Annotated in this window: 9 protein-coding genes; 8 read left to right on the forward strand and 1 reads right to left on the reverse strand. The window is 41.6% G+C overall.

Translation table 11 applies throughout. The features are described from left to right. Positions 1 to 10: 10 nt before the first annotated feature. Positions 11 to 1,129, reverse strand: coding sequence for a sporulation integral membrane protein YtvI (gene ytvI, locus C6Y02_RS10255; protein ID WP_060596982.1), 1,119 nt, complete (start codon positions 1,127 to 1,129; stop codon positions 11 to 13). Positions 1,130 to 1,229: 100 nt separating this feature from the next. On the opposite strand from ytvI, the gene C6Y02_RS10260 reads away from it, so the two are divergent. From C6Y02_RS10260 to mutM, 8 genes are all read left to right on the forward strand, one after another. Next, entirely contained in the window at positions 1,230 to 1,694 is a 465-nt protein-coding gene (locus tag C6Y02_RS10260) for a DUF441 domain-containing protein (protein WP_007501699.1), read from the forward strand. Positions 1,695 to 2,069: 375 nt separating this feature from the next. Beyond that, positions 2,070 to 3,188: a citrate synthase gene (gene citZ, locus C6Y02_RS10265; protein ID WP_034661848.1), complete on the forward strand. Its 1,119-nt coding sequence runs from the start codon at positions 2,070 to 2,072 to the stop codon at positions 3,186 to 3,188. 148 nt (positions 3,189 to 3,336) lie between these two features. Further along, complete coding sequence (gene icd / locus C6Y02_RS10270) at positions 3,337 to 4,608, forward strand: NADP-dependent isocitrate dehydrogenase (protein ID WP_008346060.1); 1,272 nt, start codon at positions 3,337 to 3,339, stop codon at positions 4,606 to 4,608. A gap of 34 nt (positions 4,609 to 4,642) precedes the next feature. Beyond that, positions 4,643 to 5,581: a malate dehydrogenase gene (gene mdh / locus C6Y02_RS10275; RefSeq protein ID WP_034661844.1), complete on the forward strand. Its 939-nt coding sequence runs from the start codon at positions 4,643 to 4,645 to the stop codon at positions 5,579 to 5,581. A 186-nt stretch (positions 5,582 to 5,767) separates the two neighbouring features. Next, positions 5,768 to 6,496: a response regulator transcription factor gene (locus C6Y02_RS10280; protein WP_012010858.1), complete on the forward strand. Its 729-nt coding sequence runs from the start codon at positions 5,768 to 5,770 to the stop codon at positions 6,494 to 6,496. Further along, positions 6,489 to 8,231, forward strand: a complete 1,743-nt coding sequence (gene pnpS / locus C6Y02_RS10285; protein WP_106031192.1) for a two-component system histidine kinase PnpS — start codon at positions 6,489 to 6,491, stop codon at positions 8,229 to 8,231. The genes C6Y02_RS10280 and pnpS overlap by 8 nt, the downstream gene beginning before the upstream one ends. Before the next feature lie 255 nt (positions 8,232 to 8,486). Further along, positions 8,487 to 11,126 (forward strand): DNA polymerase I, encoded by a 2,640-nt coding sequence (gene polA / locus C6Y02_RS10290; protein WP_060596979.1) that lies wholly within the window; start codon positions 8,487 to 8,489, stop codon positions 11,124 to 11,126. A gap of 28 nt (positions 11,127 to 11,154) precedes the next feature. Further along, positions 11,155 to 11,988, forward strand: a complete 834-nt coding sequence (gene mutM, locus C6Y02_RS10295; protein WP_106031193.1) for a DNA-formamidopyrimidine glycosylase — start codon at positions 11,155 to 11,157, stop codon at positions 11,986 to 11,988. The last annotated feature ends 61 nt before the right edge of the window (positions 11,989 to 12,049 follow it).

Raw genomic sequence — 12,049 nt, forward strand, 5'->3', positions numbered from 1 at the left:
AAGGTCTCTTTTACTTTTGCATGCCGTACCGAATGTATTGATAGATATCTCTAAAAACACCTGCATTACGAAATGCCTGCCACACGACAAGGGAAGCAGGACCAATGACAAGTCCAAGAAAACCAAAGCATTTTAACCCGACAAATAATGCCACAAGCGTTGCTAAAGGATTAAGCCCAATGGACTTGCTTAAGACTTTTGGCTCTGAAATTTGTCTTTGAATGAGCACGACAATATACAAAATGCCGAGCCCGATAGCGAGTGAAAGATTTCCTGTCATAACGGAGTAAATGATCCAAGGCAGAAAAACAGTACCGCTCCCGATATAAGGAAGTAAATCGACAAACCCAATACATAAAGCAATGACAAAGGCATGCTCGACTTTTAAGATGATCAGACCAATGACGACGAGGCCGATGGTCATAGCAACAAGCAGAAGCTGCGCCTTCATAAAACCGGTAATAGCTTTTTTGATTTCAGATAAAATGGCGCGTGTATGCTGCATCCATTTTGCGGGAAAGATACGAGAGCCATATTTTTTTAACGTAAACCAATCTTTCGTGATAAAAAAAGTCGCCAGTGCAGAAAACAAAAGGGTTGCGGCTGCATCAGGCAAAAGACCTAAAAAAGCCGGGATAAGCTCGAGCGTTTTTGAAAGAAAAGTCCCTATTTTTGCGGCAGCTTCATCGCCTAGCGCTTGGATTTGTCCTAAAATCGATTCCTTTTGACCTGCTTGAAGCGTATTAAATTGGGCGGTGACATCATGGTACAAAGGCAGAATCTTATCTGTAAAAAACCGTTCGACAATACCAATCATTTGATCAAGGTGTCCAGGCAGAACCTTTGCTAAATAAGCACTTCCTGAAATGATTTCTGCTACTAAGAGTGTGATGAAACCGGCTGCTGCCACTAAAAAGAGCAGTAGTACAATGACTACTACAATTCCTCTCGGCATTCCGGTGATCTCTTCTATTTTGCATACGGCAGGATGAATCAGGCAGGATACAATAAGTGCAATCCAAAAAGGATATAAAAACGGAAAAGACTGATATAGAAAGACAACCGCAATTACAGCAATGCTGATCATCATCAAACTTCGCAGAAAAATGGCCATATAGGCGTGATTCACACAATCCCCTCCAAAAAACAAGCATGTCCGATACTTCATTTTATTCAAAAAGATTAGTAATATGAAAAGGTCGCAATAAAAAGAAAGGAAGGGGCGGCGTATGTTTACTCAAGCAAATTTATTTTTGGTTCTTTTACTCGTTATTGCACTTATTGCAAAGAACAATTCATTAATTTTAGCGGTTTCTGTGCTGATTGCGATTAAGCTGATTGGTTTGGATCAAAAAATTTTCCCGGTTCTCCAATCAAAAGGCATCAATTGGGGTGTCACCGTCATTACAATTGCTGTGCTTGTTCCTATAGCAACAGGTGACATTGGATTTAAGCAGCTTGGAGAAGCCATGAAATCTTCTTATGCTTGGATTGCACTTGGAGCGGGTATATTAGTAGCATTAATCGCAAAAAACGGTATTGTGCTACTCGAAAATGATCCGCATATCACGGCAGCGCTTGTGTTCGGGACAATTTTGGCAGTCAGCTTATTTAAAGGTGTAGCTGTCGGTCCGCTGATCGGAGCAGGAATTGCTTATTTGGCGATGCAGGCTGTGAAATTTTTCAGCGGTTGAAAAGAGAGTGGTTCATGCCACTTTCTTTTTTATTTTTTTCTTGCGTGAGCTTTTGCAAAAAAACATAATTAAATATAATAAAAGAAGCAAAATCCCTTTATTCCATGCCTTATATGGAAGACTGGAAAAAAAAATATCAAAAAAAATTATAGTTAAACATTTAACAAATGTCTGATTATTGTTTATAATGGGAATAGGCTTAATTTTGAACTCATTGATCACACAAGAGATATGAGGCTAAAAGCGCTCTAACCGTATAGGTAAATGTAAGCATTTTCTTTTCTGAACCTGCCGTCTTATTCGGATTGGATAGCGCTTTCAAAAAGCGAGAATTCTGCAACGAAGGGGAATCTTTTTAAAAAGGGGAGATTGAACATGACAGCAACAAGAGGTCTTGAAGGTATTGTGGCAACAACTTCATCCGTAAGCTCAATTATTGATGATACTCTTACTTATGTAGGGTACAATATCGATGATTTAACTGAAAAAGCTACATTCGAAGAAATTGTCTACCTGTTATGGCACTTAAAGCTGCCGAATGAGCAAGAGCTGAGTGAGTTAAAACAGCAGCTCAATGAAAATGCTCACATTCCGCAAGAAATCATTGAGCACTTTAAATCGTATTCGCTGGACGGGGTTCATCCAATGTCTGCGATTCGTACAGCGGTATCCTTACTAGGTTTACTCGATGACGAATCAGAGATTATGGACAAAGAAGCGAATTACAGAAAAGCCATTCGTTTACAGGCGAAAATTTCTGGACTAGTCGCTACGTTTTCACGCATTCGAAAGGGACTTGAGCCTGTACAGCCAAAAGAAGAATACAGCTATGCTGCGAACTTCTTGTATATGCTAAATGGCGAAGAGCCGTCACCAGTAGAAATTGAGGCAATTGATAAGGCACTCATTCTACATGCGGATCATGAATTAAACGCATCGACATTTACAGCACGTGTATGTGTTGCTACACTATCAGATATCTACTCTGGTGTAACAGCGGCTATCGGTGCGCTGAAAGGACCACTTCATGGCGGAGCCAATGAAGGCGTAATGAAGATGCTTTCAGAAATTGGCGAAGTTGAAAACGTAGATTCCTATATTCATGGTAAGCTAGAGAAGAAAGAAAAAATTATGGGCTTTGGCCACCGCGTATACCGTCAAGGTGACCCGCGTGCAAAGCATCTAAAAGAAATGAGCCAGCGTTTAACAAACCTCACTGGCGAGCCGAAATGGTATGAAATGTCTGTTCGCGCAGAGGAAATCGTGACATCAGAGAAAAATCTTCCACCAAATGTTGATTTTTATTCTGCATCTGTATATCACAGTCTTGGGATTGATCATGACTTGTTTACACCAATTTTCGTGATCAGCCGATTCTCTGGATGGATTGCTCACATTCTAGAGCAGTATGACAACAACCGTCTCATCCGTCCAAGAGCTGACTACATTGGACCTGATCTTCAAACCTTTGTTCCGATCAGTGAAAGAGACTAATGTTTATAGAATAGCGGGGGCTGATCCTCAGGAAGGCCAATCAGCCTCTATATCAACAAAAAACGAATCACGTGAAAAACTTCTTCGCTTGCAGACATCAAGCCAAGAAGTTTCAAATATTCACTACATAACCTGGGAGGTAATATCATTGTCACAAGGCGAAAAAATTACAGTTACTGGCGGCGTATTGAATGTACCAAATAATCCAATTATCCCGTTTATCGAAGGGGACGGAATCGGTCCTGACATTTGGAAAGCAGCATCAAGAGTACTTGAAGCAGCTGTAGAAAAAGCATATAAAGGTGAAAAGCAAATCACTTGGAAAGAAGTATATGCAGGTGAGAAAGCTTACAATAAAACTGGAGAATGGCTTCCTGAGCAAACACTTGAAGACATTCGTGAATACTTAATCGCGATCAAAGGACCACTGACAACACCAATCGGCGGAGGAATCCGTTCATTAAACGTGGCACTTAGACAAGAGCTTGATCTATTCACATGCTTACGTCCAGTTCGCTGGTTCCAAGGCGTACCGTCTCCTGTGAAACGTCCAGAAGACACAGATATGGTCATCTTCCGTGAGAACACAGAAGATATCTATGCTGGTATCGAGTATGCAAAAGGATCAGACGAAGTGAAGAAGTTAATTGACTTCTTGAAAAACGAATTAGGTGTAAACAAAATCCGTTTCCCAGAAACGTCAGGTATCGGAATCAAGCCAGTTTCTGAAGAAGGAACTTCTCGCCTTGTCAGAGCGGCTATCCAATATGCAATCGACCAAGGCCGTAAGTCTGTGACGCTTGTTCACAAAGGAAACATCATGAAATTTACAGAAGGTGCCTTCAAAAACTGGGGCTACGAAGTGGCTGAAAAAGAGTTTGGAGACAAGGTCTTTACATGGGCACAATATGATCGTATTGTAGAACAAGATGGAAAAGATGCGGCAAACAAAGCGCAAAGTGAAGCAGAAGCTGCTGGCAAAATTATTGTCAAAGACAGCATTGCAGATATTTTCCTTCAACAAATCCTAACTCGTCCAGCTGAGTTCGATGTTGTGGCAACAATGAACTTAAACGGAGATTACATCTCTGATGCTCTTGCAGCACAAGTTGGTGGAATTGGTATCGCACCAGGTGCGAACATCAACTACGAAACAGGACACGCTATTTTTGAAGCGACTCACGGAACAGCACCTAAATATGCTGGTCTTGATAAAGTGAATCCATCTTCTGTTCTTCTATCAGGCGTGCTTTTACTTGAGCACCTTGGCTGGCAGGAAGCAGCTGATCTAGTGATTCAATCTGTTGAAAAAACAATTGCATCAAAAGTCGTCACTTACGATTTTGCTAGATTAATGGATGGCGCAACAGAAGTGAAATGTTCTGAGTTTGCTGACGAGCTCATCAAAAACTTGTCTTGATTCTTAAACTTTAAAGTTAAAGGGGAAAAAGGAAATGGCAAACAAGCGTAAAAAAGTATCTGTCATCGGAGCAGGCTTTACTGGAGCAACTACAGCATTTCTAACGGCTCAAAAAGAATTAGCGGACGTCGTATTAGTCGATATCCCGCAGCTTGAGAACCCAACAAAAGGGAAAGCACTTGATATGCTGGAAGCAAGTCCTGTTCAAGGCTTCGATGCAAACATTACAGGAACTTCTAACTACGAAGATACAGCCGGTTCTGATGTCGTGGTCATTACGGCGGGAATTGCAAGAAAGCCGGGAATGAGCCGTGACGATCTCGTGTCAACAAATGAAAAAATCATGCGCAGTGTGACACGCGAAATCGTTAAATATTCTCCAGAAGCCATCATTGTTGTGTTAACAAACCCTGTTGATGCAATGACGTATGCAGTTTATAAAGAATCAGGATTACCAAAAGAAAAAGTCATTGGACAATCGGGCATTCTTGATACAGCACGTTTCCGTACGTTTGTTGCTCAAGAATTAAACCTATCTGTTAAAGATGTGACGGGCTTTGTACTTGGTGGACATGGCGATGACATGGTTCCTCTTGTTCGTTACTCTTATGCAGGCGGTATCCCGCTTGAAACATTGATTCCAAAAGATCGAATTGATGCAATTGTTGAAAGAACAAGAAAAGGCGGCGGCGAAATCGTGAACCTATTAGGTAACGGTAGTGCATATTATGCTCCTGCTGCTTCACTAGTCGAAATGGTTGAGGCGATCCTTAAAGATCAGCGCCGCGTCATGCCGACGATTGCTTACCTTGAAGGTGAATATGGCTACGAAGGCATTTACCTAGGTGTACCAACAATCGTAGGTGGCAACGGTCTTGAGAAGATCATCGAGCTTGAGCTGACAGAAGAAGAAAGAAGTCAGCTTGACCGTTCTGTTGAATCTGTTAAGAATGTCATGAAAGTATTGTCTTAATATGAATAAAAAAGAAGGCTTCTCTCATGAGGAGTCTTCTTTTTGTTTACAAAACAAATCTTGTCGAAATTTTAAATTGTCCTCTTGTTAAGCTTTCGTTAAAATGAAAGAGAAAGCATGACTTCTCGCTTTTCACATAAGATACAAAAAACGGATGCAGGGGAAATCACTAATTGGAGGCACAACATGAATAAAAAAATATTAGTTGTGGATGATGAAGAATCGATTGTAACACTTCTAAGCTATAACCTTGAAAGAGCGGGCTATGATGTCGTCACAGCAAGAGACGGGGAAGAAGCGCTTGAAAAAGCAGCAAGTGAACAGCCTGATCTCATTGTATTAGATTTAATGCTTCCGAAGATGGACGGCATTGAAGTGTGCAAACAACTGAGAATTCAAAAAATGATGTTCCCTATTTTAATGCTGACAGCAAAGGACGATGAATTTGATAAGGTGCTAGGCCTTGAGCTTGGAGCCGATGATTACATGACAAAGCCATTCAGTCCTAGAGAAGTGGGTGCTCGGGTAAAAGCCATCTTGAGAAGAGCACAGCAATCTCAGCCTGCCCCCACGCAAGAGGAGAAGGAAGAGATCATTGCAGACCAAATCAAAATTGGTGAACTGCGCATTTTACCAGAACACTACGAAGTCTATTTCCAGGAAGAACGTCTAGAGCTCACGCCAAAAGAATTTGAACTGCTGCTTTATTTGGCGAAGCATAAAGGACGTGTCCTCACGCGTGATTTATTGTTAAGTGCCGTTTGGAATTATGACTTTGCAGGTGACACTCGTATTGTGGATGTCCATATTAGCCACTTGCGGGACAAAATTGAAAAGAACACGAAAAAACCAACATACATTAAAACGATTCGCGGCTTAGGCTACAAATTGGAGGAGCCAAAGCCAAATGAGTAAAATTAGAACCCGTCTGTTTTCGGGACTCATTTTTCTCCTTTTTATTGTGTTTGTGGCACTTGGTCTTTTCTTGGACCACATGTTCCATGTTTTCTATGAAACCAAATTAACGGAACGAATGGAAAAGGAATCGAGCTTCCTCCTCTCTTCCATGAATGGTGACGATCTGAAGGCGAAGCAAAACAAGGAGGTCCTCCATCAGGCAAAGCAGCATTTTGATATGAATGCGTCGATTGTGGACCTGAAGGGGAATATCATACATACAACGGGTCAAGCAGAACAAAGGGCCATCATTCGAAACACGCTGAACAATGAACGTTTCCAAACAAAAGGGGTCGTCATTGACGATGAGAAGGATGCGCTGTTTCATTATGCTGTCCCGATCCTGAAACAAAACGAACCAGCGGGTTATTTATTTCTCCATGCGTCATACGAGCCTTTAAATGAAATTGACGGCCAGCTCTGGCTTGCATTAGCCTTTTGTCTTGGCTCGGCGATTATCATCATCGTTTTCTTTGGGTACCGCATGTCGATGAAATATGTGAAACCAATTGATTATGCTACAAAGGTAGCCAAACAGCTGGAACGCGGGAACTATGATACGAATAACTATGAAGAGTTGATGATTGAAACAAGTGAACTGAATACTTCCATGAAGCGTTTGGCAGGAAGTCTTCAAGAAATGACAAGTGCCGGTGAAATGCAGAGAGACCGGCTGCAAACGGTCATTGAAAATATTGGAGCGGGGATTATTTTGATTGATAAGATGGGTTATATCCACCTAGTCAATCGAACCTTCCGCAAGCAGTTTAAAGTCCAAAAGCATATTTACATGCACAAGCTGTATCACGAAGCGTTTACACATGAAGAGATTATCGAATTAATTGACGAAATTTTCATGACAGAAACGAAGGTGCGGAAGTTTTTACGTCTAGCCGTTGACATTGAACGCCGCTACTTCCAAGTGGATGGTGTACCAATTTTAAGTACAGACGATGAATGGAAAGGAATTGTCCTTGTGTTTCATGACGTGACAGAAACAAAGCAGCTGGAGCAGATGCGAAAAGACTTTGTCGCCAATGTGTCTCACGAATTAAAAACACCGATTACGTCGATTAAAGGATTTTCTGAAACCCTTCTTGATGGTGCGATTGATGACAAAGAAGCACTGACAGAATTCCTTTCTATCATTTTAAAAGAGAGTGTCCGTCTAGAAACGCTGATTCAAGACTTACTTGATCTTTCTAAAATTGAACAGCAGCACTTCAAGCTGAATATTCAAGAAGCCAATGCGACAGAAATCATTCAAGAGATTGAAGTGCTGTTAAAACAAAAGGCAGCAGAAAAAGGCATTCAATTACAAGTGCGTGTCCCGAAAGAACCGGTCTATGTTATGGCAGATCCGCTAAGGTTAAAGCAAATCTTCCTCAATCTCGTCAATAATGCCCTGACCTATACACCAGAGGGAGGAAGTGTTACCATCTCAGCAAGACCGCGGAAAGGTGCCTATGAATTTGATGTAGCAGATACAGGAATCGGCATGAAGAAAAGCGAGATTCCAAGAATATTTGAGAGATTTTATCGAATTGATAAAGATAGAAGCAGGAATTCAGGCGGTACAGGTCTTGGTCTTGCCATTGTCAAACACCTTGTGGAAGCGCATGAAGGAACGATTTCTGTCCACAGCAAACAAGGCAAAGGAACGACTTTTACAGTGAGCCTGAAATCGACTTAGAGAAAAAAAGGAAAGTCACGTTAAAATTTACATGATCTTTACAATGAATTCATGTTTTGTTAAACATTCATTGATAGGATGAATAGGAACCCCTTCATCCAAGGAGCCAATTTTGGAAGGACGAAAACACTTGTTGTTTTCGTCCCTTTTTTATGCAGGCTCGACTATTTTCTTTTCAAAATAAACTTTGATAAAATGAAGATACAATGTGTGAAAGAGACGGCTGAGATGGCTCAGCCGATGGAGGATTAAAACATGACAGACAAAAAGAAATTAGTGTTAGTGGATGGAAACAGCCTCGCATATCGAGCCTTCTTTGCTTTGCCGCTATTATCAAATGATAAAGGCGTACATACAAATGCTATTTATGGATTTGCGATGATCTTAATGAAGATGCTGGAGGACGAGAAGCCTACCCATATGCTCGTCGCATTTGATGCGGGAAAAACAACATTCCGCCACGAGACATTTAAAGAATATAAAGGCGGAAGACAAAAAACTCCGCCAGAGCTATCAGAACAAATGCCGTTCATCCGTGAACTATTAGATGCCTATCAGGTGAAAAGGTACGAGCTTCCTCAATATGAAGCAGATGATATTATCGGTACATTGGCTGTCGAGGCAGAAAAAGACGGCTTTGAAGTCAAAATCTTCTCAGGAGATAAGGACTTAACACAGCTCTCAACAGATCATACGACAGTGGCTATTACGAAAAAAGGCATCACAGAAGTAGAATATTACACACCTGCTCATATTGAAGAAAAATATGGCCTGCGACCAGATCAAATCATTGATATGAAAGGGCTGATGGGAGATTCCTCAGATAATATCCCAGGCGTCCCAGGTGTAGGCGAAAAAACAGCGATTAAATTGTTAAAGCAGTTTGAGACAGTTGAGAACCTGCTTGAACATATTGATGAAGTGAGCGGGAAAAAGCTAAAAGAAAAACTTGAAGAATATAAAGAACAAGCAGTCATGAGTAAAGAGCTGGCGACGATTCTTGTAGAAGCACCTATTGATGTGTCAAGCAAAGATTTGGCATATGAAGGCCCTCACATGGATCAAGTGATCTCTCTTTATAAAGAACTAGGCTTTCAAACGCTGCTAGAGCGTCTTGGAGAAGCACCAGAAACAGATGAACAGGTCGAAGTAGATGCATTAGAAGTGAAAAAAATGACAGCTGTAACGGACGACATGCTGACAGATCATGCAGCCCTTGTGGTAGAACAGCTTGGAGATAATTATCACGAAGCGGATTTGATCGGTTTTGCGATCCATAATGAAAATGGTGCGTTTTTTATCACGAAAGAAGATGCGCTTCAATCAGAAGCATTTAAAGAATGGGTACAGGATGAAACGAAGAAAAAATGGGTCTTTGATTCAAAAAGAGCAGTTGTCGCCCTGAGATGGCATGATGTCGATCTAAAAGGTGTTGATAATGATGTTCTGCTCGCTTCCTATGTCGTCAACCCGCAGAAATCATACGAAGACGTCGCGAGTGTAGCGAAGGAATATGGTCTGAATATCGCTCTTTCTGATGAAAAAGTATACGGAAAAGGAGCAAAGCAGGCGATTCCACCTGAAGATGAACTGAAAGAACATCTTGGACGAAAAGCAGCGGCGATCTCAGCCTTGCATGATTTAACACTTGAAGCATTAGAAAAAAATGATCAGCACGAACTGTATGAAGATTTAGAGCTGCCACTTGCTCTCATCTTAGGTGAAATGGAATCTCTTGGAGTAAAGGTAGATATAGAGCGCCTAGAGAAAATGGGTGAAGAATTAACGAAAAAACTCAAAGAATATGAAGAAACCATTCACCGCTTAGCAGGAGAAACGTTTAACATCAATTCTCCTAAACAGCTTGGCGTCATCCTATTTGAAAAATTAGGTCTGCCGATTATCAAGAAGACAAAAACAGGCTACTCGACGTCTGCAGATGTGCTTGAGAAGCTTGAAGATAAGCATGAAATCATTCGGTCTATTCTGCACTACAGGCAAATTGGAAAGCTGCAATCGACCTATGTGGAAGGTTTAATGAAAGTAACGCGCAAGGACACCCATAAAGTGCATACAAGATTTAATCAAGCACTCACCCAAACAGGAAGATTAAGCTCAACAGATCCAAACCTTCAAAACATCCCGATTCGTTTAGAAGAAGGACGGAAGATTCGTCAAGCATTCGTTCCTTCAAAAGAAGGCTGGCTCATGTTTGCAGCAGACTATTCACAAATCGAGCTGCGTGTGCTCGCTCATATTTCACAAGATGAGAATTTGATCGAAGCGTTTACGCAAGACATGGACATTCACACGAAAACAGCGATGGACGTGTTCCATGTCTCAGAAGAAGAAGTGACTTCCGCTATGAGAAGACAAGCCAAGGCTGTAAACTTCGGTATTGTATATGGAATCAGCGATTATGGACTTTCTCAAAACCTTGGGATCACAAGAAAAGAAGCAGCCGCTTTTATCGAACGCTATTTAACAAGCTTTAAAGGCGTGAAAACCTATATGGAAGAAATCGTCCAGGAAGCGAAACAAAAAGGCTACGTCACGACGCTTCTCAAACGCAGACGGTATATCCCGGATATCACAAGCCGTAATTTTAATATCAAAAGCTTTGCAGAACGAACAGCCATGAACACACCGATCCAAGGCAGCGCAGCCGATATTATTAAAAAAGCGATGATTGATATGGCGCGAAGGCTCAAAGAAGAAAACCTGCAGGCAAATCTTTTATTACAGGTGCACGATGAATTGATCTTCGAAGCGCCGAAAGAAGAAATCGCCATCCTTGAAAAGATTGTTCCTGAAGTCATGGAAAACGCACTTCAGCTTGATGTGCCGCTAAAAGTTGATTTTGCTTCAGGTCCATCTTGGTACGATGCGAAATAAATAATAGAGAGAAAAAGGAGCGAGGAGCATGCCGGAATTACCAGAAGTTGAAACCGTCCGGCGCACTCTCAAGCGGTTAGTCGAAGGAAAGACGATTGAAACGGTCGATATCAAATGGCCAAACATCATCAAACGTCCTGGGGAGCCGGAAGAGTTCGCAAGAAGAATGGTAGGAGAAACCATACAAACCATTGAAAGAAGAGGGAAGTTCCTCCTCTTTCATTTAGACCATTATGTGATGGTCTCCCATTTAAGGATGGAAGGGAAATACCGTGTACATGAAGCGCATGAGCCTTATGATAAACACGTACACGTCGTCTTTACGTTTACAGATGGTACTGAGCTTCGGTACCATGATGTGCGTAAATTTGGCACGATGCATTTATTTCAGCCGGGTGAAGAGGAAAAGGAACTCCCGCTTTCTCAGCTGGGATATGAACCATTTGATGAACAGTTCACTCCTGAGTATTTATGGGAGCAATTGAAAAAAACAACCCGCGTGGTTAAAACAGCACTGCTTGATCAAAAGATTGTCGTAGGACTTGGTAACATTTACGTAGATGAGGTCCTGTTTAAATCAGGTATTCATCCAGAAACGAAAGCGAATCAGCTCAGCCAGGAATCCTGCAAAGTGCTTCACAAACAGATCATTGATACGCTTCAAGTGGCGGTAGATGCGGGAGGAAGCACGATTCGTTCTTATATCAACTCACAAGGAGATATTGGAACATTTCAGCTGCAGCTTCTTGTATATGACCGGCGGGGAGAGCCTTGCCAAACATGCGGAAGCATCATCGAGAAAACAGTGGTCGGAGGGCGCGGCACGCACTTTTGTGTGACCTGCCAAAAACGTCCTCAATAAAGTTTAGCCATGAGCATGCTTCCTTTTTGCTATGCATACGATAAAAAACATTCATTTTTCA

The sequence above is a fragment of the Bacillus sp. NMCC4 genome (assembly GCF_002998555.1).
Lineage (GTDB): Bacteria > Bacillota > Bacilli > Bacillales > Bacillaceae > Bacillus.

Excerpts from the sequence above, each read along its gene's own strand:
- polA (WP_060596979.1), top strand. The coding sequence starts at position 8,487 with ATGACAGACAAAAAGAAATTAGTGTTAGTGGATGGAAACAGCCTCGCA.
- C6Y02_RS10280 (WP_012010858.1), top strand. The coding sequence starts at position 5,768 with ATGAATAAAAAAATATTAGTTGTGGATGATGAAGAATCGATTGTAACA.
- pnpS (WP_106031192.1), top strand. The coding sequence starts at position 6,489 with ATGAGTAAAATTAGAACCCGTCTGTTTTCGGGACTCATTTTTCTCCTT.
- mdh (WP_034661844.1), top strand. The coding sequence starts at position 4,643 with ATGGCAAACAAGCGTAAAAAAGTATCTGTCATCGGAGCAGGCTTTACT.
- citZ (WP_034661848.1), top strand. The coding sequence starts at position 2,070 with ATGACAGCAACAAGAGGTCTTGAAGGTATTGTGGCAACAACTTCATCC.
- C6Y02_RS10260 (WP_007501699.1), top strand. The coding sequence starts at position 1,230 with ATGTTTACTCAAGCAAATTTATTTTTGGTTCTTTTACTCGTTATTGCA.
- mutM (WP_106031193.1), top strand. The coding sequence starts at position 11,155 with ATGCCGGAATTACCAGAAGTTGAAACCGTCCGGCGCACTCTCAAGCGG.